This is a genomic window from Actinomadura sp. CNU-125 (genome assembly GCF_001942465.1).
Classification (GTDB): Bacteria; Actinomycetota; Actinomycetes; order Streptosporangiales; family Streptosporangiaceae; genus Spirillospora.
Genome location: NZ_MKJY01000025.1, coordinates 1 through 25,242, shown reverse-complemented (window position 1 = coordinate 25,242; position 25,242 = coordinate 1). Strand labels below are relative to the sequence as shown.

The window sequence follows — 25,242 nt, the reverse complement described above, 5'->3', positions numbered from 1 at the left end:
CGGCCGCTTTCCCCGATGGGGTGGACGGGCGGGAGGTAGACGACGTCGAAGCCCATCTCGGCGATCGCGGGGAGCCGTTCCATCGCGGTGCGGAGGGTGCCGGACATGGGCGGGCGGCGTCCCATCGGGTCGAAGGTCGCGCCTTCGGAGCGGGGGAAGAACTCGTACCACGCCCCGTACAGCGCGCGTTCGCGGTGCACGACCAGCGGAAACCACTCGCCCTCCGTCACGAGGTCGCGCAGCGGGTGCCGCTCCAGGATCTCGTGGACGTCCGGGTCGGCCGCCGCGTCCATCCGGGCGCGGACGGGGACCGTCTCGTCGGCGAGGCGCTTCGCCAGCCGGACCAGGGCGGGCCGGTCCTTGCCCGGGACGGCGTCGGCCGCGCGTTCGAACAGCCGCGCGCCCTCGGCGAACATCAGCTCGACGTCCTGACCGGCGGGGATCTTGATCTGCGCGTCGTGCCACCAGTGCGCGATCGGGTCGCCCCATGCCTCCACCCGGAACGACCAGAGGCCCATTCGGGTCGGCGTCACCAGGGTCGCGAAGCGGTCGGTGCCGGGCACGGTCTCGTGCATCCGCGCGGGGGCGCACTCCTCGCCGTCCGGGGTCCGCAGGACGACCGCCGCGCCGAGCATCTCGTGCCCCTCGCGGAACACCGTCGCCGACACCTCGACGGTCTCGCCCACGACGGCCTTGGCGGGCCATCGGCCGCAGCCCGCCACCGGGGCCGCGTCCAGGATCGGTATGCGCCCGAGCCCCGGCGAACCGAGCCCCGAAAGACCGGTCATACGGGACGATCCGGACTCGACGTGCATGTGGCACCCCCTACCCGTGCGAGGTCTTCGAAACGTCCATGCCCGCGAGTGGAGACTTACCGCCTCGTAGCATCCGATAACTTTGCGTGACGCGCCGACTGCTCGGTGTCGCCGTAAAGAACGGGCCGATCTGTAAGGGGAAGCTCTCCCGGGGGTGGTCGCGCCATGGCCGGGCGACCGCATAGCGTGACGTTGTTTGACGTTCCCTCTCGCGGCGGTGGGGGATTCCGGTCACCGAACCAGCGATACCGAGACATATGGTAATCGCTTCGCTACTCTGGGTCATGATCGCACGTCGTCGCAGCCCCGGAAGAGCCAGAACGGAGCCAATCGGTGAAGAACGATGCGTACCGGGGGTGTTCCGGCTCCGCCGGGGCACTCTCGCGCGGAGTCCGGATCCCTCCCCGGCCTGACGGCCGGTGCACCTTCTGGAGGCCGTGTTGAAGGCGATACGACGATTCACCGTCCGCACCGTCCTGCCCGAGCCGCTCACGCAGCTCGAAGAACTGGTCCTCAACCTGCGCTGGTCCTGGCACCACGAGACCCTCGACCTGTTCCGGGCCGTGGACCCCGCGCTGTGGAAGACCGTCGACCACGACCCCGTCCGGCTGCTCGGCGAGGTGTCGGCGGAGCGGCTGGACCGGCTCGCCGAGGACCGCCGGTTCCTGCGCCGCCTCCGGGACGCCACCGAGGAGCTCCGCGAGTACCTGACGGCGCCCCGCTGGTACCAGTCGCGGCCCGGCGTGCCGTCGTCCATCGCCTACTTCTCGCCGGAGTACGGCATCACCGCCGCGCTGCCGCAGTACTCGGGCGGGCTCGGCATCCTGGCGGGCGACCACCTGAAGACCGCCAGCGACCTCGGCGTCCCGATCATCGCGGTGGGGCTGCTGTACCGGCACGGGTACTTCTCGCAGTCGCTGTCGCCGGACGGCTGGCAGCTGGAGCGCTACCCCCCGATCGACCCCAACGGACTGCCGCTGACGCTGCTGCGCGAGAAGGACGGGACGCCGGTGCGGGTCCGCATCGGGCTGCCCAAGGGCGGTCCCCTGCACGCGCAGGTGTGGCTCGCGCGCGTCGGCCGCGTCCCGCAGCTCCTGCTGGACTCCGACGTCGAGGACAACGAGCCGTCCGCCCGCGACGTCACCGACCGGCTCTACGGGGGCGGCGGCGACCACCGGCTGCTGCAGGAGATGCTGCTCGGCATCGGCGGCGTCCGGGCCATCCGCGCGTACTGCCGCATCAGCGGGCACCCGGCCCCCGAGGTGTTCCACACCAACGAGGGCCACGCCGGGTTCCTCGGCCTCGAACGCATCCGGGAGCTGGTCGCCGGGCACGGCCTCGGCTTCGACGAGGCCCTCGAAGCCGCCCGCGCCGGGACGGTGTTCACCACGCACACGCCCGTCCCCGCGGGCATCGACCGGTTCCCGCGCGAGCTGGTCGGCCGCTACTTCGGCGGGACGAACGAGGAACCCGAAGCGCCCGTCGACCGGATCCTCGCGCTCGGCGCCGAGGACTACCCGGGCGGCGACCGGACCGTGTTCAACATGGCCGTCATGGGCATGCGCCTCGCGCAGCGCGTCAACGGCGTCAGCGAGCTGCACGGCCGGGTCAGCCGGGAGATGTTCGGCGGGCTGTGGGGCGGTTTCGACACCGCCGAGGTGCCGATCGGGTCGATCACCAACGGCGTCCACGCCGGAACCTGGGTGGCGCGGGAGATCCAGGAGCTCGCCGCCCGCGAGATCCCGTCGCTGGTGGAGACGGGCAGCGGCTGGGAGGAGATCCCGTCGCGGCCCGGCACCGAACTGTGGCGGGTGCGCGGCGTGCTGCGGCGCCGCCTGGTCGTGGACGCGCGGCGGCGGCTCCGCGAGTCGTGGCGGCAGCGCGGGGCGAGCGAGGCCGAGACGTCCTGGATCGACGACGCGCTCGACCCCGACGTCCTGACGATCGGGTTCGCGCGGCGCGTCCCGTCCTACAAGCGGCTCACGCTGATGATGCGCGACCCGGCGCGGCTCCGCCGCATCCTGCTGGACCCGGAACGGCCCGTGCAGATCGTCATCGCGGGGAAGGCGCACCCCGCCGACGAGGGCGGCAAGCGGCTCATCCAGGAGATCGTGCGGTTCACCGACGCGAGGACGTCCGGCACCGCATCGTGTTCCTGCCCGACTACGACATGGACCTCGGACGGCTCCTCGTGCAGGGCTGCGACGTGTGGATGAACAACCCGCTGCGCCCGCTGGAGGCGTGCGGCACGTCCGGGATGAAGGCCGCGCTGAACGGCGCGCTGAACCTGTCGGTCCGGGACGGCTGGTGGGACGAGTGGTACGACGGGCAGAACGGCTGGTCGATCCCGTCCGCCGACGGCCTCGCCGGCCCCGACCGGCGCGACGAGCTGGAGGCCGCCGCGCTGTACGAGCTGATCGAGGACCACGTCGCCGTCACGTTCTACGACCGCGACTCCGCCGGGCTGCCGCGCCGCTGGCTGGAGATGGTCAAGCACACCATCGCCGCCCTCGGCCCGAAGGTCCTCGCGACCCGGATGGTCCGCGACTACGTCGAGCGGTACTACACCCCGGCCGCCGGGTCGGCCCGCGCGATGGCCGCCGACGGGTACGCGGGCGCCCGCGAGCTGGCCGGGTGGAAGCGGCGGGTCGCGCAGGCGTGGCCGGGCGTCGCCGTCGAGCACGTCGACGGCGGCGGGGACGACGACAGCCCGCACGTCGGCGCGCGGCTGCCGGTCCGGGTGGTCGTCGACCTCGGCGGGCTCGACCCCGGCGACGTCGCCGTCGAGGTCGCCTACGGCCGCGTCGACGCGTCCGACACGCTCGTCGACCCGTCCTACCTGGAGCTGGGCGGCGCGGAGAAGGCCGACGGCGGGCGGCTGCGGTACGCGGGGGAGATCCCGCTCGGCCGCAGCGGCGCGTTCGGCTACAGCGTCCGGGTCGTCCCGAGCCATCCGCGGCTGTCCGCGCGGGCCGAACCGGGCCTGGTCGCGCTGCCGCCCGCACCGCACGGCATGACGAACGGCGACCTGCGTTAGCCGTCGTCGCCGCCGTCGTCGAGGTCGTCCTCGTCGTCGGGGGGCGGGTCGGACTGCCGCCACCCGGCGACGAGGACGGGCAGCGTCATGTGCGTGGTGAACAGCGCCACCACCCCGGTGACCACCGCCGCGATCGGGACGAACGTGGTCCGGTCCCCCTCGACGGACAGCACCGTGACGACGAGGACGACCAGCACCAGCAGCATCGTCCGGTGCGCGATCGTGTAGGCGCGGAGGCGGTCGGCCACCTGGCGCTCGTCCAGCTCGTTCTCCGCGAGCGAGGTCATCCCGCGGGTGGCGGAGTTCAGCGCGGCGGTCACCGGAACCGTGATGACGACATAGGCCATGAACAGCCCGATCGTCCACCACATCGCGGTGTCGCTGGGCGCGAGGTGCCACGACACGACCGTCCCGGCCCACGGCATCGCCGCCGCCACGGCGCCCGCGCCGACGGTGACGCGGCGGCGCGACCGGGTGGAGTGCCAGGAATGCAGGGTGCCGCGTTCCATTCCCTCCTTCTGCGCCTTGTGCCAGCGCCGCCGAAACTCGTGCACTCCCGCCCCCTTCAACCGGTGCTCCCCAGCCGCGGGAACGGTGCCAGCGAGAACACGACCTCGACCGGCACCTCGAAGAACGTCGCGATCCGCAAGGCGAGGTGCAGGCTCGGACTGTACTCGCCGCGCTCCAGATAGCCGATCGTCTGGTAGTGGACGCCCAGTGCCGTCGCCAGCTCGCGGCGCGACACGCCGCGTTCGGCTCGCAGCACCGCGATCCGGTTGTAGACGGTCTCCTTGTCCCCTGGCACCGGCCCAGTCTCCCGCAGTCCGCACTCAGAACGCGCCTTGGGCGGCGCGCCGCTCCTGGGCCCGCGCGAGCCGCGTCCCCGACTCGCGGCGCGCCGCCCGCCGCAGCAGGACGGGCGCGAGCAGCAGCCCGAGCAGCGACCACGCGCCCAGCACCGCCGCCGCCTCCGCGAGCCGCCAGCTCCCGCCGATCTCCGCGGCCAGCATCGCGTCCGGCAGGAACACCGACCGCAGCCCGAGCCCCTGCCAGTACAGCGGGAACGCCTGCGCGACCCACTGGACGGGCCCGGGCATCGCCGTCACCGGGAACATCACCCCCGACACGAGCATCAGGCCCATCATCGGCAGCGACAGGATCCCCGCCGCGTTGCGCGATCCCGGCAGCAGCGCGCCGAGCGCCGCGCCCAGCGGGACGACCGACAGCGTGCCGAGGACGAGGACCCACGCCAGCGTCAGCCAGTCCCCGGCGGCCGTCGGCAGGTCGAGCCCGCCGAACGCCGCGCCCGCGACGAGCATCAGCGCCACGTACGTCCCGATCTGCGCAAGGACGTACACCGCGCGCCCGATCAGGTACGCGGGGACGCCGTTCGGCACCGTCCGCATCCGCAGCAGCGTGCCCTCCTCCCGGTCCGCCGCGATCGACATCGGCAGGCTCAGCAGCCCCGCCGTGTAGACCGAGAAGGCGATGAACCCGGCCGTCATCAGCACGGCCTGCGACGCGCCCGCCGCGCCCTCCACGTCGTGCCCGCCCTGCCACAGGACGAGCGCCGCGTAGACGCCGACCGTCCCGATCAGCGAGCTGACGAACTCCTGCCGGTTGCGCAGGAACTGCATGTACTCGGCCCCGCCCCGGCGGAGCCCGATCATCGTCACCCTGGTGTTCACGCGGCCCTCCCGCGGTCGAAGCGCTCCCGTTCGCCCCCGGCGACCAGGCCGAGGTAGGTGTCCTCCAGCGACGCCCGCCGGACCTCCAGGCCCGGCACCGGCCCGCCGAACCTGCGGTGCAGCTCGAACGCCAGCCCGGACGGGTCGGACGTGCGCTCCCCGCGGGGCTCGCCGCCCTCCAGCCAGCGCACCTCCGACGACGCCCGCGCGGTCGAGGCCAGGCTCGTCGGCGTCCCGCACGCCATGAGCTCCCCGCCGACCAGGATCGCGATCCGGTCGGCGAGCCGCTCGGCCTCCGCCAGGTCGTGCGTGGTCAGCAGCACCGACATCCCCTCGTCCCGCGCCAGCCGCTCGACCAGCTCGTGGAACTCGCGGCGCGCCCGCGGGTCGAACCCGGTCGTCGGCTCGTCCAGGAACAGCAGCTCGGGCCGTCCGACGATGCCGAGCGCGACGTCCAGCCGGCGCCGCTGCCCGCCCGACAGCCGCGACACCGGCTGCCTGGCCTGCCCGGTGAGGCCCATGACCGCCAGCAGCTCGTCGGGGTCGCGCGGACGCTCGTACAGCGACGCGACGTGCGCGAGGAGCTGCCGGGCGCCCCAGCGCGGATGGTCCCGCCAGTTCTGCAGGACGATCCCGAGCCGCGCTCGCCACGCGTTCCCGCCCTTGCCCGGGTCCTCGCCGAGCACCCGCACGTCGCCGGACGAGCGCGGCCGGAACCCTTCGAGGATCTCGATGGTCGTCGTCTTGCCCGCCCCGTTCGGCCCGAGCAGCGCCACGACCTCGCCCGCCGCGACGTCCAGATCGACCCCGCGCAGCACCTCCGCGCGCCCGTACCGCATCCGCAGATCGCGGGCCCGCACCACCGGCTCGTCCATCCGCCTCTCCTCCGTATCGGGACTCTGACTGCTTGCCGTACCTCTACGGTGGAAGATAGCAGATGTACTACATCTCATCGCAGTCGTGTGAAGAGGAGAGGGTCCGGGCGGTGCGTCAGCGGGTCAGGCCGTGGCGGAGGGCGAAGATCACGGCGGCGGCGCGGTCGCGCAGGTCGAGCTTGGTGAAGACGCGGCCGACGTGCGTCTTGACGGTGCCCTCGGCGATGTTCAGGCGGAGCGCGATCTCGGGATTGGTGGCGCCCTCGCCGATGAGGGCGAGCACCTCGCGCTCGCGGGGCGACAGGCCGGCGAGCGCGCGCGGCGGCGCCGCAGGCCCGAGGCGGGTCCGGTAGACGCCGAAGACGTGCGGCGCCACGGCCGGATCGAGCCATCCCTTCCCGGCCGCGACCGCCCGGACGGCCTGCACGATCTCCTCGCACGGGGCGTCCTTGAGCACGAACCCGGCGGCGCCCGCCGCCAGCGCCGCGGCGACGACCTCCGGATCGTCGAACATCGTGAGCATCAGCACGGGCGGCGCGCCGGGGGACGCGCGCAGCAGCCGCGTCGCCTCGGCGCCGTCCATGCGCCGCATCCGGACGTCCATCAGCACGACGCCCGGACGCGTGCGGGCGACCGCGCGGGCCACCTCGTCGCCGTCGGAGCACTCGCCGACGATCCCCAGACCCGGTTCGCCCTCGAAGATCCGGGCGAGCCCGGCGCGGACGAGCTGCTGATCGTCCACCAGCAGCAGGCCGGTCACCAGTCGCCGCCCAGCGGGATCACGGCCTCGACCAGCCAGCCGCCGCCGTCCGGCCCGGCGCGCAGGGTGCCGCCCAGCGCCGTGACGCGCTCCCGCATCCCGACGAGCCCGACGCCCGCCGCCGCGCCGGGCCGCCGCGCCCGCCGCCGTCGGCGACCGTCACGCGCGCGTCCCGTCCCCCGACGTCGACCGACACCGCGACCGCCGCCCCGTCCGCGTGCCGCGCCGCGTTCGCCAGCCCCTCCTGCGCGACGCGGAAAACGACCAGCCCGACCGCCGGGTCGACGGACGCCAGATCGCCGTCGTGGCGAGCCGCACCGCGAGCCCGTCCGCGCGGAACCGGTCGACCAGCGCGGGGACGTCCTCGGCGGCGGGCGGCGGCGGGTCGATCGGCCCCGGCGTCCACGCGGGATCGCGCAGCAGCACCAGGCCCTGGTGGACGTCGCGCACCCCGCGCCGCCCCGCCCGCTCCGCCTCCTCCAGCGCGCCGATCGCCGCGGCGGCGTCCCCGCGCGCCGCGGCGCGCCGGGCCGCGCCGATGTTGAGCAGCACGACCCCGAGCCCGTGCCCGACCAGATCGTGCACCTCCCGCGCGATCTTGCGGCGCTCCTCCGCGACGGCCTCCCGGTCCAGCCGCAGCCGCGCCTCGTACAGCGCCGTGTGCAGGCGGAACGCCAGGCCGAGCAGCAGGAACCCGACGCCCCACACGAGCCACGCCGGCCACAGCGGCAGCCCCCCGGCCAGCAGCCCGCGCGCGGGGGCGAGCGCCAGCACGGCCGGGACGCACCACGCGAGGTCCCGCGTCCGCGCGAGGATCGCCAGGTAAGCCCAGACGGGCGCGGCCCCCACCGCGAGCGCCCCGTCCGCGAACGTCCCCGCGGCGAACGGGAACGGCCGGAACCCGGGCGAACCCTGCGCGGACGGCGCGAGCACGAGCGCCCCCAGCAGGACGAGCGCCGCCCACGGCACCCGTCCGGACGGGACGCGCCACGGCCGCACCGCCTGGACCGTCCAGACCGCGACGTACCCGCCGACGAGCACCGTCCGCGCACCGGGGGCCGGTGCCAGGGCCAGCGCGAGGGCCGCCCACGCGGCGCCGACGAACGCGAAGAACCGCAGCACCGGCCAGGGAGGCGGATTTCGGAGGAACACGCTCTGGATCCGGTGCATGCGCCGATCCTAGGAATCACCGGACGCCCCGGACGTCCGACCGTGGTCGTATCCGGCGACGACCACGGTCGTAGCCGGTCCGGCGACCCCGGGGGGACGCGCCGTCCGGCACCCGGCCGCGACGCTGGTGGCCATGAAGTTCCGATCGCTTCCCCGGCTGGCGCGGCTGTCGGCCGTCCCGCTCGGCCTCACCCGCCGGGCCGTCCAGGCGGGCGGCCTGGCCGCACTCGGCCGCCTCACCGACGAGACCGCCCTCGACCTGCACGAACGCACCGCCGACCGGCTCGTCGAGGTGCTCGGCGGGCTGCGCGGCGGCGCACTGAAATTCGGCCAGGTGCTGTCGGTGTACGAGGGCGTGCTGCCGCCCGCGGTCGCGGACGTCTACGGGCGCAGGCTCGCCGAACTGCAGGAGTCCGCCCGCCCGGACGACGGCCGCACCGCCGAACGCGTCCTCGCCGAAGACCTCGGGCCGGACTGGCGGACGCTGTTCGCGTCGTTCGACCCCGACGCCGCGGCCGCCGCCTCCCTCGGCCAGGTGCACCGGGCCCGCTGGCGGGACGGCCGGGACGTCGCCGTCAAGGTGCAGTACCCGGGGATCGGCGACGACCTGCTCGGCGACCGCGACGCGCTCGTCCCGGCCATGCGCGCCTGCACCGGCCTGCTCGCCCCCCGGCTCGACGGCCGGGCGCTCGCGGCCGAGCTCATGGACCGGGTCGCCGAGGAACTCGACTACGCCCGCGAGGCCGAGGCGCAGGAGGCGTTCCACGCCGCGTACCGCGACGACGCCGACATCCGCGTCCCCCGGGTCGTGCACCAGCGCGGCCGGGTGCTGGTCACCGAATGGATCGGCGGGACGCCGCTCGCCCGCGTCGCCGGATCCGGCGACCGCGCGACGCGCGACCGCGCCGGACTCCTGCTGACCCGCCTGCTGTTCTCCGGCGTCCCGCGCTGCGGCATGATGCACGGCGACCCGCACCCCGGCAACTTCCGGCTCCTCGACGACGGCCGCCTCGGCGTCCTCGACTTCGGCGCCGTCTACCGGCACGCCCCCGGGACCGCGACACCGCTGGAACGGTGGATGAACGTCCACCTGGCCGCGTTCGACGAGGACGCCGACCTGTGCGCGGCCCTGCGCGACGCGGGCTTCCTGCCCCCGGGCGTCCGCGCCGACCCCGGACGGCTGCGCGAGCTGTTCCTGCGCTCCGGCGAACCCGCGGTCACCGAAACGTTCCGGTTCGACGCCGCCTACCTGCGGGACACGCTCGGCGGCGTCACCGCCTCGCTACCGGTCGGGCTCGCACTGGCGTTCCCGCCCGGCGCCGTCAACGCCCAGCGCGCGCTGCGTGTCGGCATCGGCGTCCTGTGCCGCCTGGAGGCCGAGGTCCCCTTCCGAGCCGAAGCACTCCGCTGGCTGACCCCGGAAGGCGGAGAACACGCGCACGGCCCCGCCGAACACACCTGAAGGCCGCCCTGTTCCGGGCAGGGCGCCTCGCCGGTCGGGGCGGGGGAGTGCGGGGGCGGCCCCGCCGGGGCACGATGAAGCGCATGAAGGTCTTCGTATCGGTCGACATGGAGGGCGTCTCCGGGCTCACCGACCCCGAGGAGATGCGCGCGGGCGGACGCGGCTACGAGCGCGGCTGCGAACTGATGACCGGCGACGCCAACGCCGCGATCCGCGCCGCGTTCGACGCCGGGGCCGACCGGGTCGTCGTCACCGACTCGCACGGCGGCGGCCGCAACCTGCGCGCCGACCTCATCGACGAGCGGTGCACGCTCGTCCGGGGACCGTACAAGCCGATGCGCATGGGCGAGGGCCTCGACTCCACCTTCGACGTCGCGCTGTACGTCGGGTACCACGCGCGGGCGGGCGCGGAACGCGGCGTCCTCAACCACACGTGGATGGGCCGGGAGATCCAGAACCTCTACGTCAACGGGGAGATCGCGGGGGAGATCCGGTTGATGGCGGGGTACGCGGGGTCGCTCGGCGTCCCGGTCGGGCTCGTCGCCGGGGACGAGGCCGCGTGCGCCGAGGCGCGCGACGTCCTCGGCGGCGTCCCGACCGTCGCCGTCAAGCGGGGCCTCGACCGGTACGCCGCCGAGCTGATCCCACCGGCGCGCGCGCAGGAGCGCATCTACGAGACCGCGCTGCGGTCGCTGCGCGAGGAGCGGTGGCCGCAGCTCACCATGTCCGCGCCCTACACCCTCGCCGTCGAGTGGAACGCGACGGCGATCGCGCAGTCGTGCGCGGTCATCCCGGGCGTCCGGCTCACCGGCCCGCGCACCACCGAGCTGACGACCGACGAGTACGCCGACGTCGTCGGCCTCCTCGGCGTCTGCGCGACGATCGCGGGCGAGGTCGGCTGCACCGGCCGCAACTACGGTTGACCGGCGTCCGAGGCGTCCGGAAGCGGATACGCCGCCCGCCCCGTGGGCGGCGGGCCGCCTCACTCCTCCCCGGCGAGGGCCTCGTACGCGGGGGCGAGGACGTCCGGCAGCGGACGGCGCCGGATCTTCACCGGCGGCGGCGTCGCGACCCGCAGGACGAAACCGGGCGGGACGGGCGGTGCCGTGCGGCGCTCGCGGAGGCGGGCCAGGCCCGAGGGGGCCGTCCAGAAACCGGCCGCCGTGAGGGGCTCGTCGTCCATGTCGAGCGGGTCGGGCTCGGTGGCCGAACCGCGGCGCAGGGCGCCCAGCAGCGCGTCCCGTCCGCGCCCGTTCCACTCCAGGATCAGGAACGGGTCGTCGTCGAACGCCTCCGCCAGCAGGTACAGGACGGCCGCGGCGTGCTTGCACGGGTCGCCCCAGTCGGGGCAGTCGCACATCAGGTGCAGATCGGCGGCGTCCCGGGGAACAGCGCCAGGCCGAGCTCGGCGAACACCCACTCGATCTCCGGCGGCATCTCGCCCGCGAGGAGCCGGGCCCGGAACACCGCGCGCGACGCCAGCTCCTTCTCGACGGCGCGCCAGCCCGCCGCGTCGATCGCCTCGATGCCGAGCGCCACCTCGTACGGTTCGGGCGCCGAGCCGCGCACCTTCGCCGTCACCTCGTGCGGCGCGACCTTCAGCTCGAACACGTTGCCCTGCCGCGCGTACGTCCGCCCGCGCGACAGGCGGCCCTTGTCGGCGAACGACTCGACGAGGTCGATGAACCGCCGCGACCACCACTCGTCGCCGATCGAGCCGCGCCGGTTGCGCGCGCGGATGCCGTCCGGAACGTCCATCAGCCGCTCACCGCCGCCGGGTCCAGCCGCAGGACGTCGCGCAGCTCGGCGACCGACAGCTCGGTCAGCCAGTCCTCGCCGGTGCCGACGATCGACTCGGCGAGGGCCTTCTTGCGTTCGATCATCTCGTCGACGCGCTCCTCCATCGTCCCCGCGCAGATGAACTTGCGGACCTGCACGTTGCGGGTCTGCCCGATGCGGAACGCGCGGTCGGTGGCCTGGTCCTCGACGGCCGGGTTCCACCAGCGGTCCACGTGCACGACGTGGTTCGCGGCGGTCAGCGTCAGGCCCGTCCCGGCCGCCTTCAGCGACAGCAGGAAGACCGCGGGTTCGGTGTCGTGCTGGAAGTGCTGCACGAGGTCGTCGCGGGCCTGCTTGGACGTCCCGCCGTGCAGCCACAGGACGGGACGTTCCAGGTGCGCCGCCAGGTACGGCTGGAGCATCGACCCGAACTCGGCGTACTGGGTGAAGACGAGCGCCTTCTCGCCCTGCTCGACGATCTCGGAGAGGATCTCCTCCAGCCGCTCCAGCTTCCCCGAGCGGCCGGGCAGCCGCGAACCGTCCTTGAGGAGCTGCGCGGGATGGTTGCAGACCTGCTTGAGCTTGGCCATCGTCGCCAGGACGAGCCCGCGCCGCTGCTTCTCGTCGGCCTCGGCGATCTGCTCCAGCATGTCGTCCACGGTCGCCCGGTACAGCGACGCCTGCTCGGTCGTCAGGTTGCAGTAGACCTTGATCTCCTGCTTGTCCGGCAGGTCCGAGATGATCGACCGGTCGGTTTTGAGGCGGCGCAGGATGAACGGCTGCGTGGCCCGTTTCAGCGCGGCCGCCGCACGCTCGTCGCCGTCCCGCTCGATCGGCACCGCGAACCGCTGCCGGAACACCGTGCGCGGCCCGAGCAGCCCGGGGTTCGCGAACTCCATGATCGACCACAGTTCGGTCAGGTGGTTCTCCACCGGCGTGCCGGTCAGCGCGATCCGGCTGCGCGCCGGGATGCTCCGCACCGCCCGCGCCTGCCGGGTGGCGCTGTTCTTCAGCGCCTGCGCCTCGTCGCAGACGATCCGCTCCCACTCGACGGCCGCGAGCGCCTCGGCGTCCCGCGCGGCCGTCCCGTAGGTCGTCAGCACCAGGTCGGCCCCGGCCGCCGCGCGCGCCACGTCGTCGCCGCGTTGCCGGGACGTCCCGTGGTGCACGTACACGCGCAGCTTCGGGGCGAACCGGGCCGCCTCCCGCTCCCAGTTCCCCACCAGCGACATCGGCCCGACGAGCAGTGTCGGTCCCGGACGGTGTCCGCCGTCGCGCTCCGCCGCGAGCAGCGCGAGAGTCTGGGCCGTGTTGTGGCACACCATGCCCTCGGCGACGTAGTTGTGGTGATCGGCGATCTCGAAGTCGTAGACGAAGCCCTCGTAGTCGATCTCCTCTACGGAGGCGACCGTGGCGTAGAAGACCTCGCGATCGGCACGGCTCTTCAACCGGTCACGGATGCGCCGCAGCCCGGCTTCGTCGACGTTCTCGTACGCGGCGAGCGTCCGCGCCGTCCACCGATTCGGGTCGCGGGTCGCGTAATCGGCCATGGCCTCCCCGGAGAGGATGCGGTCCACTCCGCGAACGGCTTCCAGCGCGGTCTTCCTGGAAAGCTCCTGCGTTCCGTAGAAGTAGACCGTGTCGACCCCGAAGTGCCGCATCGGGAGGCCGGTCGTCTCGTGTGCGCGGCGGAGCAGATCGCTTCCCGGTATCTTCCTTCGACGTCGGTGTTGTGCGGACGGGAGCAGATGGTCTCCAAGCGTGATTGCTTGCCCTGGTCCGCGATCCCGATCAGGTCGGCGAAACGGCGAAGGCTCGACCCGCCGATCAGCCCGATCCGGTACGGGCGCTTGGTTCCCGTGCCGTTGGTCGCGCACTTCCACGATGTGGAGACCCGGAGCCAGATGCCGAACCGCCGCAGCATCGTGCTCAATTGCCGGATGACGTATACGGAGGCGGAGGAGATCTCGACGAGTCGCCTGGAGAGGTCGACCGACGACTCCGCCGCGAAGTAGTGGCGCAGGAAGAGGCGGACGGTGGTGTCGTCCGCGGACACGACGGAGTCGGGGATGCGCTTGTGCGCGGAGTTCCCTCCCCATCGATATCCGTGCTCTTCGAGAAAGCGCCGGTAGGAGATTCCGCTCCAGCGTAGGTAGGCGGCTCTGCCGCCCGCATTCGGGAAGATCTTCGGAGCGTTGAGGCGGATCCCGGAACGCTCGGCGAGGCGGAGCAGCCGCACTTGCAGGTCCTGGAGGACGCGCTCGTCTTTCTGAGTGATGACCGTGCTGAAGTACGCGTCTTCGTGTCCCTCGGCGATCTGCCAGGCGAGGAGCACGGTCAGATCCGGATCGAGCGGGGCTCCCTCGTGCACCAAACGCGCCGGTACGCACACCCGCGCGCCCGGCCGGACGTCGCGTGTCCAGTCGTCCGGACCCAGCAGCCGATGCCGCCGGGTGACGATGATCTCGCTTCCGTCGTCCAGCGAGATCTTCCGCACCCTCTCCCGGATGTGCTGCCGGTAGAGGCGTGTGATCGGCGCGGGCACGACCCGTCCGTCCTTGGCGAGGGCGTTGACGGTGAGCGGTTCCGCCGGCACCGACCATTCGCCCTCGGCATCCGGTTCGCTCCCGGACGCGTGACGTGCCCAGACGTCCTTCGCCTTGATCAGGGCACCGTTGACGAAGACGAACTCGTCCTTGCCGATGCACTTCCCGAGCCCCATGGAGTCGGCGAGGATTCCACCGAGCCCGATCTCGTTCAGGAAATTCAGCCAGGCCAGACCGCGCTCCTGGAACGGCCGGAGGGTTCCGTTGAATCCGTCCGGGGTCCGCATCGGGACGAGCCGGCGGTCGGCCTCGCCGGACAGCAGGTCGCCGAAGGCGCCGTCGGCGTCGACGTCGACGAGCGGGAGGGCGTCGTCGCCCGCGTGGACGATCGCGCGGATCGCCTCGGCGGCCGACATCCGGCCCCGCCGGGGATGCCGCAGGAAGTCGAGCGCCGCCTCCAGTTGCTCCTCGTCGAGTTCCACCCACTGGCCGCGCAGCCGGACGAGCGGCGTTTTCAGCCGCGCGAGCTCCGCCAGCTCGTCCTCGTCGACGCATCCGTCGCCGATCGCCAGCTCCCAGCGGAAGTCGATCATGGCCTTGAGGTCGAAGCCCGACGAGGCGGCCGCGCCGGACGACGCCTCCGGGTCCTCGGTGCGCGTGGTGAGCTTCATGCCGAGCTTCGCCTTGCCCGCCCAGTGGGGGAGCAGGACGCCGAACCCGGCGGCGGCCAGCATCGGCGCGGCCTGCCGCAGGAACCGGAACGCGCCCGCGGTGTCGAGGAGCAGCTCGTCCGGCACGGGGGAGTCGAGGGCCGGGGCCAGGTCGGGGAACAGGCGCAGCGCACGGCCGAGACCGGTGAGCAGCGTCTCGTCGGCGTCCGCGATCGAGGCGGCCTCGCCCGCCCACACCAGCGACGCCGGGACGTACAGGCTCGGGTCCTCGGTGCCCTGCAGGGCGAACTCGACCCGCCACGACCCGTCGTCGCGCGGCTCCTTCGCCTCGCCGGTCTCGTACTCGTCCGCGCCCGGTTCGGCGAGCCGGAAGCACACCCGCAGCGGCCCGGACGGGCGGCGCGCCGCGGCGGCCCACGCGTCCAGTTCGGCGATCAGCTCACCGGGGTCGTCGCGGGGCTCGCGGGCGACCGCGGCGGACGGGCCGGTCAGCGCCGCCGCCCAGCGTTCGGCGAGCGGCAGCCGGTCGGGGGCCTTGCCGCGCCGGGCCGGCAGCAGCGGATGCGGGACACGCCGAGCACCGCCGTGTCGACGAGCCCCGACAGCGCCTCCCGCAGGACGTGCGCGGCCGGGCGGCCGCCGTCGGCGGCGCGGCACGCGGCGGGCATCGCCCGCACCAGCGCGCGGAACCGCGCGGGGTCGTCCAATACGGGACGCCAGCGCGCCACCAGGTCGCCGTCCTCGCGCAGCAGCGCGGGCAGCACGTGGCCGCGCCCGGCGAGCGTCATCGCCTCCTCGGCGAGCAGGCACAGGAACCGCAGGTCGGTGCCGGGGATCACGTCGCCGCTGTGCTCGGCGGCCTGCAGCAGCGCCATCGCCGGGAACGGCTCCAGGACGAGCGCCGGGACGCGCCACGGCCGCAGTTCGGGTTCGCCGGTGACCGGTTCGGGTCCCAGCTCCGCCGACGGCAGCGGATGGTCCCCGGCCGTCGGCAGCGACAGGTTCAGCCCGACCCGGACGGCGCCGCGCACCAGCGGCTCGTAGGAGGTGCCGGTGAAGTCGCGGGAGGCGAACGGGTGGAGGTCGCCGGACGGTTCGTGCGGGCCGGTGCGCTCGGCCCACAGGCACAGCGCACCGCCGTGCCAGGTGGCGTGTCCGACGAGCATGGACACCGAAGTTACCAGCGGTGCCCGACGGTCCCGCGCGGCTTGTTAGGTTCGGGACGTCGTATTCCGCCTGGATCATGGAGGCTTTGGTGGGCGAGTTCGTTCGGGTCGAGATCGAGGACGGGATCGCGACGATCAGGCTGGACCGTCCGAAGATGAACGCGCTGGACGCGGCGATGCAGCGGGAGCTGGTCGACGCGGCCCGGCAGGTGTCGGAGGACGACGCCGTCGCCGCGGTGGTCCTCTACGGCGGGGAGAAGGTGTTCGCGGCGGGCGCGGACATCAAGGAGATGGCCGTCATGTCGGCCGCCGAGATGACCGCGGGCCACTCCCACCTCCTGCAGAACTTCACCAAGGCCCTCGCCGCGATCCCCAAGCCGGTCATCGCGGCCGTCACCGGGTACGCGCTCGGCGGCGGCCTGGAGGTCGCGCTGACCGCCGACTTCCGCGTGCTGGGCGAGGGCGCCAAGGTCGGGCAGCCGGAGATCCAGCTCGGCATCATCCCCGGCGCGGGCGGCACCCAGCGGCTCGCCCGCCTCGTCGGCCCCGCCAAGGCCAAGGACCTCGTCTTCTCCGGACGGCACGTCAAGGCGGACGAGGCGCTCGCGATCGGCCTCGCCGACCGGGTCGTCCCCGACGGCGACGTACACGGCCGCGCGCGAGTGGGCGGCGACGTTCGTCGGCGGCCCCGCCGTCGCGCTGCGCGCCGCCAAGCAGGCCATCGACGAGGGCCTGGACGCCGACATGGACACCGCCCTGGAGATCGAGCGCGTCCGGTTCTCCGCCCTGTTCGCCACCGAGGACCAGGCGAACGGCATGAAGAGCTTCATCGAGGAGGGCCCCGGCAAGGCGAAGTTCACCGGCCGCTGAGCTCCGCGCGTTCCTGCGCGGCCAGCACCTCGTCGGCGTGGATCTCGGTCCACCGGGCGAGGGCGGCGATCGGTCCGAGGAGCCCGCGGCCCGGCCCGGTCAGCTCGTACTCGACGCGCGGCGGCGCCTCGGCGTAGCGGCGCCGCGCGACGAGCCCGTCGCGTTCGAGGCGGCGCAGCGTGCCGGTGAGGACCTTGTGGCTGACGCCGCCGATCCGGTCGCGCAGCTCGCCGGGGCGCAGCGGGCCCTCGTGCAGCGCGGACAGCACGACGCCCGTCCAGGTGCCCGACAGCAGGTCGAACGCGAGCCGGGTCCGGCAGTCGGCGATGAAGTCGTTGTCGTGCGTGGGATCGCCGCTCATCCTGTCCCTTCCGATATGCACCCGATGGTGCGGAACGCCCCGCCTAGCGTCCCGTCCGACGGTAATCGACCGGAGGAGGACGGTATGCGGATCGGTGTGCTGGGCGCGGGGAACATGGCGGACGCGCTGGCGGGGCACTGGGTGCGCGCGGGGCACGACGTGCGGATCGGGGCGCGGACGCCCGCGAAGGCGGCGGCGCTCGCCGGACGGCTCGGCTGCGCGGGCGGCGGCCTGCGGGACGCGGCGGAGTTCGGCGCCGCGGTCCTGCTCGCCGTCGGGCACGACGGCGCCCTGGACGCGCTGCGGGCGGCCGGGGCGGGCGAGGGCGTCCTGGCCGGCCGGATCCTGATCGACTGCACGAACCCGATGGCGCCGCCGTTCGAGGCGCCGCTGACCGGGGACGGCCCGTCGGCGGCGCGCCGGATCGCGGACGCGTCGGGCGCGCGCGTGGTCAAGGCGTTCACGCTCGTCCCGGACGGCGTGTGGCGGACGGCGCCGCCGGTGTTCGGCGGCCGTCCGCTCGGCGTCCCGCTGTGCGGGGACGACGCGGACGCCGCGCGACGGCCGTCGGGGAACTGGTGCGCGACGCCGGGGCCGTCCCGATGCACGGCGGGAACCTGGCGCGGGCCGCGCTGCTGGAGGCCACGGCGACGTTCATGGTCGGGCTCATCGTGGCGGGCGAGGACCCGTCCGCCATGTTCGCGCCCGTCGCGCAAATGGGCGCCCCGCAGTAGGGAAACGAGACGGGCCGACCCGTTTCGGGCGTGTTCCCCGGCCGGACGAAGATCGCCCGATAGGCTCGGCGGCCATGCGGAAGGCGTACCGAACGGCGCTCGTGACGGGCGCGTCCAGCGGGATCGGGGAGAGCTTCGCGCGGCTCCTCGCCGGGCGGGGCACCGACCTGGTGCTCGTGGCGCGCCGAACGGACCTGCTGGACGACCTGGCCCGCGACATCGTCGAGCGGTACCGGGTCGGGGTGGAGGTCCTCGCGGCCGACCTCACCGACCCGGAGCGGCGCGGCGCCGTCGAGCGGCGGCTCGCGGACGAGCCGGTCGAGCTGCTGGTGAACAACGCGGGCTACGGCGCCTTCGGGGCGTTCGCCGAGGAGCCCATCGAGGACCAGCTGGCGCAGATCGACCTGAACGTGACGGCGCTGGTGCGGCTGACGCGCGCGGCGCTGCCCGCAATGGTGGAGCGCGGCCGCGGCGGGGTGCTGAACGTCGCGTCGATGTCGGGGTTCGCGCCGTCGCCGGGCAGCGCGACGTACGGGGCGACGAAGGCGTACGTGGCGTCGTTCTCCGAGAGCCTGCACGCGGAGGTCGCGGGGAAGGGCGTGCACGTCACGGCGCTGTGCCCCGGGTTCACCCGGACCGACGAGGAGTCGCCCGCGAACCTGCTGTGGCTGCGCCGCGACGACGTGGCCCGCGCCGGGCTGGAGGCGGTCGCGGCGGGACGGGCGCTGTGCGTCCCCGGCGCGCAGTACAAGGCGGCGATGCCCGCGCTGCGGATCCTGCCGCGCCCGCTGCTGCGGGCGGCGGCGGGCCGGATGTGGAAGCAGGCCGCCGACACGCAGTAGCCGTACCGGACGGCCCGTGAGGACGGCCTTGCGGACGCCCGCGGGAACGCGCCGCGAGCAGCAAAGGAGGGGCACGCGTTTCGTCCGGGTCTACAAAAGTCGCGCGCGGTTGATTGTTCTCCGAGTTACTTGACGGCGATACCGCGGACTCGCGACCATCGAACCTACGGTTGAGTAAGTTAGGAGCGAGGGAAGCGCATGTCCGAGAGCCCGGAGAAGAAGTTCCAGCACGGTCTGGTGCACGAACTGGAGCAGGTGGTCGAGAAGGAGCTGGACCGCCACCTGTCGATGGCCAAGGAGTGGTTCCCGCACCAGTACGTCCCGTGGAGCGAGGGCCGCGACTACGACGGGCCGCTCGGCGGCGAGGAGTGGTCGCTGGAGCAGTCCAAGCTCAGCCAGGAGGCGCGCGAGTCACTGATCGTCAACCTCCTCACCGAGGACAACCTGCCCGGCTACCACAACGCGATCGCGACCGTGTACGGGCAGGAGGGCGCCTGGGGCACCTGGGTCAACCGGTGGACGGCCGAGGAGAACCGGCACGGCATCGTCCTGCGCGACTACCTCACCGTCACCCGCGCCGTCGACCCGATCGCCCTTGAGCGCGCGCGCATGAACCACATGGAGCACGGCTACGCGGCCACGCACGGCGACTCGTTCCTGCACGGCACTGCGTACGTCTCGTTCCAGGAGCTCGCCACCCGCGTCTCCCACCGCAACACCGGCAAGGCGTCGGGCGACCCGATCTGCGAGCAGATGATGGCCCGCATCGCCGCCGACGAGAACCTGCACATGATCTTCTACCGGAACCTGCTGGGCGCCGCGCTGGAGATCGCGCCGAACGAGAGATGCGCGCGAACACCGACGTCGTCAAGGCGTTCGAGATGCCCGGCACCGGCATCGACGGCTTCCTCAAGAAGTCCGTGATCATCGCGAACGCCGGCATCTACGACCTGCGCCTGCACCACGACGACGTCCTCGTCCCGGTGCTGCGCAAGTGGAAGGTGTGGGACCGCACCGACCTGAACGGCGACGGCGACAAGGCCCGCGAGGAGCTCGGCGAGTTCCTGGAGCAGCTGGACGCCGCCGCGACCAAGTTCGAGACCCGCCGCGAGGAGCGCCGCGCCCGCCAGGCCGCCCGCAAGTCCTGAGCCGGCGCGCCGGGCCACCGCCCCGGCCCGGTGGTCCGTCACCGGCCCCGGCGGCTTCTTTTCACCTGCCCTTCACCTGCGACGTCGTGTCGAACCGGAACCTGACGGGCCGCGGCGGCGTCAAAGAGAACGTGGAAGAACTCAGGAGGAGGGGCGGCGCCCTCCTGTCGGCATCCTTTCGGGGAGCGTGCGAAGGGTAGGGTTTTCGCAAACGATGAGGGGAGCTGTCACGTCCGGGGACCGAATCGGCCACTACAGCGTGCTCCAGACTCTCGGGGAAGGGGGCATGGGCGTCGTCTACCTCGGCGCCGACCCCGAGGGGCGCAACGTGGCCATCAAGGTGTTGCGGCCCGCGGTGGCGGGGGACGCCACGGCGCGTCGCCGGCTGGCCCGCGAGGTCGACTCGATGCGGCGCGTGCACAGCCCCCACGTCGCCGAGATCCTCGACGCCGACGTCACCGCCGAGCAGCCGTACATCGTCACCCAGTACGTGCCCGGGCGCACCCTTGAGGAGGTCGTCGAGGACGGCGGCCCCGTCGAGGGGACCGACCTGCAGACGCTCGCGGTCGGGCTGGCGTCCGCGCTGTCGGCCATCCACGGCGCCGGGATCGTCCACCGCGACCTCAAGCCCGGCAACGTCATGCTGATGGACGGCGGCGAGCCCGTCGTGATCGACTTCGGCATCGCGCAGGCCGCGGACTCGACCCGGCTCACCGCGACCGGCATGGTGATCGGCACGCCCGGTTACCTCGCCCCCGAGATCATCGAGGGCCACGAGGCGGGCCCGCAGTCGGACGTGCACGCCTGGGCGGGCACGCTCGCGTACGCCGCGACCGGCCGGCCGCCGTTCGGCTCCGGCACCTTCGAGGCGATCTTCTACAAGATCATGTCCGGTAAGCCGGACCTGGACGGCGTGCCCGCGCCGATCCTGCCGGTGCTGCGCGCGGCGATCGCCCGCGACCCGTCCGAGCGGCCCAAGGCCGTCGACCTCGTCCCGCTCACCCGTCGGCTGCACTTCGACTCCACCGTCACCGACCAGACGCGCGTGGACCGGCACTACGCGGCGGGCGCCCCGGCCGGAGACGCCACCGGCCCGTCCGGGGGCGACGACCCCGACCAGGCCGGGCAGTTCAGCATGCCGCCCCCGGCCACCGGGGAGGCCGCGGGTTGGACGGCGACACCGCCGCCGATGCCCGCGCCCGCGCCCGTCCCCTCGCAGCAGCCCAGCGACTTCGTGGGGCAGCTGCCCCCGGCGCTCCGCCGCCCGCACCGCCGCCGCCCGAGTACCGGCAGGACCAGTACACCGGGCAGGGGCAGTACGGGCGGCCGTACCCGACGCAGGAGCGGTACCCCGAGCCCTACCCGCCGCGCAACCAGCTACAGCGCCGCCCGCCCGAGCAGCCGCCGCACGACCCGCGTGCCGCCGCCCGTCCGGACGACCGGCGGGACGAGCGCACCCGCGACGAGCGCGAGTCCCGCAAGCCCTACGGCTGGTACCGGATCATCAGCCTGCTCGTCCTGGTCGCGCTGCTCGGCTTCGCCAACATCGCGCCGCTGCTCGCGGTCGCCGTCACCCTCGGCGGGGTGCTGGTGCTGCGGATGGCCGACAAGGCCGCCAAGGGCATGGAGGGACGGCAGACCCGGCGCGGCCCGCGCACCGGTGACGCGGTCGCGGCGGCGTTCCGGACGCCGCTGCACCTGCCCGGCGCCCTCACGATGACCCTGCTGCTGTCGGCGCTCAGCCTGTTCGCGGGCGTGGTGCTGCTCGCGGTCCTGATCTTCGCCGACCCCGGCATGGCCGCCTCCCGGGCGATCGCCTGGTCGGCCATGCTGGTGATCGCGCTGATGTCGCTGGCCCCGGGCAGCGGCGCGTCGCGGCGGCAGCTCGCCCGGGTCTGGGGCGCGCTGATGCCGCGCGCCGAGGCCGCCCTCATCGGCGCGCTGATCATCGGGATCTTCGCGGCCGTGCTCGTCGGCCTGTCCCGCCAGCAGCCCCCGGACACCACACCGCTGGACGGAATGAGCCAGAACCTGGAGAGCCTGCGCAGCGATGTCCATGACCTCGTCTCCGGGGTCCCGTTCTTCTGACGGAGCCTGGAGCCCCCCGCCGACGTCCGGTTCCCCGCCCCCGAGCGGCCCGCCCGCCGGTCCGCCGCCGTTCGCGCAGGCGTTCCCGCAGCCGCCCGCCGAGCCGTCCGAGCGGCCGTCGCCGCAGTCCGCCGCGCAGCCGCCCGCTCCGCAGCCGCCGGACGAGCCGTCCGTGGAGGCCGCCGGGGGGCTGCCCGCGGCGATCGGCCCGTACCGTCCGCTGGAGCTGATCGGCGCGGGCGGGATGGGGCAGGTGTTCCGCGCGACCGACCCGCGCGGCGGCACCTACGCCGTCAAGATCCTGCACCCGCACCTGGTCGACCAGGGCGACTCGCGGGCCCGGCTGCGCCGCGAGGTCGAGACGATGGGCCGGGTCACCACCCCGCGCGTCGCCGAGATCGTCGAGTTCGACGTGGACGCCCGCGTCCCCTACATCGTCACCCGCTACATCGAGGGACGCCCGCTGCAGGACGCCGTCCGCGAGGGGCGCGTCGCCGACGGCGCGGCGCTGTGGCGGATCGCGGTCGGGACGGCCGAGGCGCTGGACGCCGTGCACCGCGCGGGCGTCGTGCACCGCGACATCAAGCCCGGCAACGTCCTGCTGGAGGGCGGCGAGCCGGTCGTCATCGACTTCGGCATCTCGCAGGGCGTGGACGACACGCGCCTCACCCGCACCGGCGCGCGCGCGGGCACCTGGCGGTACCTGTCGCCCGAGCTGCTGGAAGGCCACGACGCGGGCCCCGCCGCCGACGTGTTCGCGTGGGCGGCGACCGTCGCCTACGCCGCGACCGGCCGCGACCTGTACGACGCGCCGAACGACGCCGCCGTCTGCCTGCGGATCATCCGCGGCGACCACGACCTGAGCGAGATCCCCGACGAGCTGCGCCCGCTGCTGGAGGACGCGCTCGCCGCGACCCGGCCGCCCGCCCGGCCGCCGAGCAGCTGGTGCGGCGGTTGCGCACGCTGCGCCCCGAGTCGCTCGGGCTGCGCTCGTCCGGCGGCAGCCAGCCGTCCGCGCGCGGCCGTCCGGTCCCGGCCGCTCGACCCGATCGGCCCGTACCGGCCGCTGCAGCGGCTCGGCCGCGGCGGCATGGGCGAGGTGTTCCTGGCCCGCGCCGACGACGGCCGGATGGTCGCGATCAAGATGCTGCACGCGGCGCTGCCCGCCGAGTTCCAGGCCCGCGACCGGCTGCGCCGCGAGGTCGAGGCGATGCGGCGCATCGACGACCCGGGCGTGGTCGAACTGGTCGACCACGACCTGGACGCCGACCAGCCCTACATCGTCACCCGCTACGTCGAGGGGACCTCGCTGCTGGAGGCCGTCCGGGGTCGCGGTCCGCTGCCCCGCGACGGGCTGCTCCGGCTCGCCGGGGGCCTCGCGGACGCACTCGCGGCCGTCCACGCGGCCGACAGCGTGCACCGCGACGTCAACCCCGGCAACGTCATGCTGGTCGGCGGCGCCCCGGTGCTGATCGACTTCGGCATCGCGTACCTGTCGGGCGCGACGCGGCTCACGCAGGGCCCGATGGGGACGCCCGGGTACGTCTCGCCCGAGGTGCTGGAGGGACGCCCGTCCGGGCCGCCCACGGACGTGTTCGGCTGGGCGGCGACGATCGCGTTCGCCGCGACCGGCCGCCGCGCCTACGAGGCGACGAGCCCGGCCGCGTTCGTCCGGCGGGTGCTGACCGGCGCGCCGGACCTCGCGGGCATCGAGCCCGACCTGCGCGAGGTGCTGGAGGACGCGCTGAACCGCGACCCCGCGGCCCGTCCGGACGCGCAGGAGCTCGCCGACCCGGTTCGCCAACCCCGGCTCGATCGCGCCCCGGCTCAGCCGGCCCGCGCCGAAGCCGGAACCCGAACCCGAGCCGCCGCCGAAGCCGCGCCCGCAGCCGCGGCAGCCCGCCGATCAGGTCGTCGCGGGGCGTGCCGCGTTCGCCCGGTCCGGGTTCGCGCTGACGCTGTCGGTGATCGAGGTGGCGCTGGGGGAGGCGAAGCGGGAGCTGGCCGCCGCCGAGCGCGCCCACGCCATGGGCGGGTCGTGGATCGAGCACGGGCACGCCGCCAAGTACGCGAACAACGCGCTGGCCGCCGCCGGACGGGCCGCGCGCGACGCGCAGACGGGCACCGGGATCCCCGCGAACGGGCCGCGCCTCGCCGAGATCTACCGCGCGGCGAGCCTGTACGGGAGGCACGCGCAGGCCGTCCAGCAGCGGCGGCCGATCATGCCGGGGCAGATGGTGGACGTCCGGCGCGCCGTCGCGCTGCTGGGCACCGCGCGGTTCACGCGCGTCCGGTTCAAGGAGGGCTACGACCCCGCCGAGGTGGACGAGTTCGTCGCGCGGGTCGCGGGCTGGCTGACCGGCGACCGGCGCGCGCTCGCCGAGGTGATCGGCGCCGACGACGTCCGCGCCCGGACGTTCACGCTGCGGCGCCTCCGCGAGACCTACGTCAAGGCCGAGGTCGACGCGTTCCTCGCCGCCCTGGAGACGGAGATGCGCCGAACCGGCTACGCGTGATCGCCGATCACGGCGCCGGAAATAGGTAGGGTGCCGTCGGTATGAGCGGCGAACGAATCGGCCCGTACCGGCTGCTGTCCGCGCTGGGCGGCGGCGCGGGCGCCGTCCATCGCGCCACCGGCCCGGACGGCCGCGACGTGGCGATCCGCGCGCTGCCGCGGCGCCGCGCCCGACCTCGCGCGGATGCGGGAGGTGCGCAGCCCGTACGTGGTGGACGTCCTGGACGGCGAGACCGGCGGCGGTTCCGGCGGTTCCGGAGGTTCCGGCCACGTCGTGACGCGGCTCGTGCCGGGGCGTCCGCTCGCGGACGTCGTCGCGGAGCGGGGCCCGCTGGCGGAGGACGCGCTGCACCGGACCGCGTTCGGCCTGGCCAAGGCCCTCGCCGCGATCCACCTGACCGGTCTCGCGCACGGCGACCTGCATCCCGGGACGGTGCTGATGGTCGATGACGCACCGGTCGTCGTCGACTTCGGGATCGTCGCGGCGGGTCCGGCCGAGGACGTCCGCGCGTGGGCGGCGGTCGTGGCGTTCGCGGCCGGGGGAGCGGAGTCGGCGCCCGTGGCTGCGGCCGCTGCTGGACGCCGCCGCCTCCGCCGACCGGCGTCCGGTCCGTCCCCCGCCGAACTGGCCGACGCCGGTCGCGCGGGAGGAACCGCCCGTCCGCGCCGGGGGAGAGCCCCCGAGGGTCCCGCGTCCGGTGCCGCCGCCCGCACG

17 protein-coding genes and 9 pseudogenes are annotated in these 25,242 nt (G+C 74.1%); 13 read left to right on the top strand and 13 right to left on the bottom strand.

Annotated elements, in window-relative coordinates:
• On the bottom strand, positions 1-815 hold an 815-nt coding region (locus tag BJF79_RS04030), incomplete at its 3' end, for a maltotransferase domain-containing protein (protein WP_143219686.1).
• 440 nt (positions 816-1,255) lie between these two features.
• Between BJF79_RS04030 and glgP the strand changes: the two are divergent.
• Positions 1,256-3,852: pseudogene (gene glgP / locus BJF79_RS04025) on the top strand (alpha-glucan family phosphorylase).
• On the opposite strand, the gene BJF79_RS04020 reads toward glgP, so the two are convergent.
• From BJF79_RS04020 to BJF79_RS03995, 6 genes are all read right to left on the bottom strand, one after another.
• Entirely contained in the window at positions 3,849-4,406 is a 558-nt protein-coding gene (locus BJF79_RS04020) for a hypothetical protein (protein ID WP_143219685.1), read from the bottom strand. The pseudogene glgP and the gene BJF79_RS04020 sit on opposite strands and share 4 nt — an antisense overlap.
• A gap of 11 nt (positions 4,407-4,417) precedes the next feature.
• On the bottom strand, positions 4,418-4,657 hold the full coding sequence (locus tag BJF79_RS04015; RefSeq protein ID WP_075895030.1) for a helix-turn-helix transcriptional regulator: 240 nt from the start codon (positions 4,655-4,657) through the stop codon (positions 4,418-4,420).
• A 25-nt stretch (positions 4,658-4,682) separates the two neighbouring features.
• Entirely contained in the window at positions 4,683-5,540 is an 858-nt protein-coding gene (locus BJF79_RS04010; RefSeq protein ID WP_262401503.1) for an ABC transporter permease, read from the bottom strand.
• Positions 5,537-6,415 (bottom strand): ABC transporter ATP-binding protein, encoded by an 879-nt coding sequence (locus BJF79_RS04005; protein WP_075895029.1) that lies wholly within the window; start codon positions 6,413-6,415, stop codon positions 5,537-5,539. Before BJF79_RS04005 ends, BJF79_RS04010 begins: the two co-directional genes overlap by 4 nt.
• Before the next feature lie 115 nt (positions 6,416-6,530).
• Positions 6,531-7,175, bottom strand: coding sequence for a response regulator (locus BJF79_RS04000; RefSeq protein ID WP_262401502.1), 645 nt, complete (start codon positions 7,173-7,175; stop codon positions 6,531-6,533).
• A gap of 159 nt (positions 7,176-7,334) precedes the next feature.
• Positions 7,335-8,345 carry a histidine kinase gene (locus BJF79_RS03995; protein ID WP_075895027.1) on the bottom strand — a complete coding sequence of 337 codons (1,011 nt, stop codon included), beginning with the start codon at positions 8,343-8,345 and terminating at the stop codon, positions 7,335-7,337.
• Positions 8,346-8,478: 133 nt separating this feature from the next.
• On the opposite strand from BJF79_RS03995, the gene BJF79_RS03990 reads away from it, so the two are divergent.
• Together BJF79_RS03990 and BJF79_RS03985 are read left to right on the top strand one after the other, a co-directional pair.
• Positions 8,479-9,807, top strand: a complete 1,329-nt coding sequence (locus BJF79_RS03990) for an ABC1 kinase family protein (RefSeq protein WP_075895026.1) — start codon at positions 8,479-8,481, stop codon at positions 9,805-9,807.
• 83 nt (positions 9,808-9,890) lie between these two features.
• Positions 9,891-10,730, top strand: a complete 840-nt coding sequence (locus tag BJF79_RS03985) for a M55 family metallopeptidase (protein ID WP_075895025.1) — start codon at positions 9,891-9,893, stop codon at positions 10,728-10,730.
• 59 nt (positions 10,731-10,789) lie between these two features.
• Here BJF79_RS03985 and BJF79_RS58375 read toward each other — a convergent pair whose 3' ends face one another.
• The 5 genes and pseudogenes from BJF79_RS58375 to BJF79_RS58360 form a co-directional block, all read right to left on the bottom strand.
• The gene (locus tag BJF79_RS58375) at positions 10,790-11,167 is read right to left on the bottom strand and encodes an SWIM zinc finger family protein (protein WP_262401501.1); all 378 of its coding nucleotides are present in this window, start codon (positions 11,165-11,167) and stop codon (positions 10,790-10,792) included.
• Positions 11,167-11,565, bottom strand: a complete 399-nt coding sequence (locus tag BJF79_RS58370) for a hypothetical protein (protein WP_262401500.1) — start codon at positions 11,563-11,565, stop codon at positions 11,167-11,169. The genes BJF79_RS58375 and BJF79_RS58370 overlap by 1 nt, the downstream gene beginning before the upstream one ends.
• Positions 11,565-12,923 (bottom strand): annotated as a pseudogene (locus tag BJF79_RS03975) (DEAD/DEAH box helicase); the annotation flags it as partial. The pseudogene BJF79_RS03975 and the gene BJF79_RS58370, both read right to left, overlap by 1 nt.
• Positions 12,924-13,034, bottom strand: a pseudogene (locus tag BJF79_RS66470) (hypothetical protein); the annotation flags it as partial.
• On the bottom strand, positions 13,031-15,460 hold the full coding sequence (locus tag BJF79_RS58360) for an SNF2 helicase-associated domain-containing protein (RefSeq protein WP_075895024.1): 2,430 nt from the start codon (positions 15,458-15,460) through the stop codon (positions 13,031-13,033). The pseudogene BJF79_RS66470 and the gene BJF79_RS58360, both read right to left, overlap by 4 nt.
• 598 nt (positions 15,461-16,058) lie before the next feature.
• On the opposite strand from BJF79_RS58360, the pseudogene BJF79_RS03965 reads away from it, so the two are divergent.
• Positions 16,059-16,839: pseudogene (locus BJF79_RS03965) on the top strand (enoyl-CoA hydratase/isomerase family protein).
• Here the strand turns inward: BJF79_RS03965 and BJF79_RS03960 are convergent.
• Positions 16,826-17,200 carry a winged helix-turn-helix transcriptional regulator gene (locus BJF79_RS03960; protein WP_075895023.1) on the bottom strand — a complete coding sequence of 125 codons (375 nt, stop codon included), beginning with the start codon at positions 17,198-17,200 and terminating at the stop codon, positions 16,826-16,828. The pseudogene BJF79_RS03965 and the gene BJF79_RS03960 sit on opposite strands and share 14 nt — an antisense overlap.
• Before the next feature lie 15 nt (positions 17,201-17,215).
• Here BJF79_RS03960 and BJF79_RS66465 point away from each other — a divergent pair.
• The 9 genes and pseudogenes from BJF79_RS66465 to BJF79_RS50480 form a co-directional block, all read left to right on the top strand.
• Positions 17,216-17,506 (top strand): annotated as a pseudogene (locus BJF79_RS66465) (NAD(P)-binding domain-containing protein); the annotation flags it as partial.
• 227 nt (positions 17,507-17,733) lie between these two features.
• Positions 17,734-17,934, top strand: a complete 201-nt coding sequence (locus BJF79_RS58350) for a hypothetical protein (RefSeq protein WP_262401498.1) — start codon at positions 17,734-17,736, stop codon at positions 17,932-17,934.
• A gap of 74 nt (positions 17,935-18,008) precedes the next feature.
• Positions 18,009-18,776, top strand: coding sequence for an SDR family NAD(P)-dependent oxidoreductase (locus BJF79_RS03950; protein WP_075895022.1), 768 nt, complete (start codon positions 18,009-18,011; stop codon positions 18,774-18,776).
• Positions 18,777-18,974: 198 nt separating this feature from the next.
• Positions 18,975-19,924: pseudogene (locus BJF79_RS03945) on the top strand (acyl-ACP desaturase).
• Between the two features lie 214 nt (positions 19,925-20,138).
• A pseudogene (locus BJF79_RS58340) lies at positions 20,139-20,906 on the top strand (serine/threonine-protein kinase); the annotation flags it as partial.
• A 617-nt stretch (positions 20,907-21,523) separates the two neighbouring features.
• A complete protein-coding gene (locus tag BJF79_RS55080) occupies positions 21,524-22,012 on the top strand; it encodes a hypothetical protein (protein WP_262401495.1) in 489 nt (162 codons plus the stop codon).
• A pseudogene (locus BJF79_RS03930) lies at positions 21,975-23,789 on the top strand (serine/threonine-protein kinase); the annotation flags it as partial. The gene BJF79_RS55080 and the pseudogene BJF79_RS03930, both read left to right, overlap by 38 nt.
• Positions 23,790-24,039: 250 nt before the next feature.
• Entirely contained in the window at positions 24,040-24,528 is a 489-nt protein-coding gene (locus tag BJF79_RS66460) for a DivIVA domain-containing protein (protein WP_410050040.1), read from the top strand.
• 192 nt (positions 24,529-24,720) lie between these two features.
• A pseudogene (locus tag BJF79_RS50480) lies at positions 24,721-25,242 on the top strand (phosphotransferase); the annotation flags it as partial.

Coding starts and splice junctions, on each gene's coding strand:
- BJF79_RS04005 (WP_075895029.1), bottom strand. CDS start 6,415: ATGGACGAGCCGGTGGTGCGGGCCCGCGATCTGCGGATGCGGTACGGG.
- BJF79_RS03995 (WP_075895027.1), bottom strand. CDS start 8,345: ATGCACCGGATCCAGAGCGTGTTCCTCCGAAATCCGCCTCCCTGGCCG.
- BJF79_RS03990 (WP_075895026.1), top strand. CDS start 8,479: ATGAAGTTCCGATCGCTTCCCCGGCTGGCGCGGCTGTCGGCCGTCCCG.
- BJF79_RS03985 (WP_075895025.1), top strand. CDS start 9,891: ATGAAGGTCTTCGTATCGGTCGACATGGAGGGCGTCTCCGGGCTCACC.
- BJF79_RS58375 (WP_262401501.1), bottom strand. CDS start 11,167: ATGTGCGACTGCCCCGACTGGGGCGACCCGTGCAAGCACGCCGCGGCC.
- BJF79_RS58370 (WP_262401500.1), bottom strand. CDS start 11,565: ATGGACGTTCCGGACGGCATCCGCGCGCGCAACCGGCGCGGCTCGATC.
- BJF79_RS03960 (WP_075895023.1), bottom strand. CDS start 17,200: ATGAGCGGCGATCCCACGCACGACAACGACTTCATCGCCGACTGCCGG.
- BJF79_RS03950 (WP_075895022.1), top strand. CDS start 18,009: ATGCGGAAGGCGTACCGAACGGCGCTCGTGACGGGCGCGTCCAGCGGG.
- BJF79_RS55080 (WP_262401495.1), top strand. CDS start 21,524: ATGGCCGACAAGGCCGCCAAGGGCATGGAGGGACGGCAGACCCGGCGC.
- BJF79_RS66460 (WP_410050040.1), top strand. CDS start 24,040: ATGGGCGGGTCGTGGATCGAGCACGGGCACGCCGCCAAGTACGCGAAC.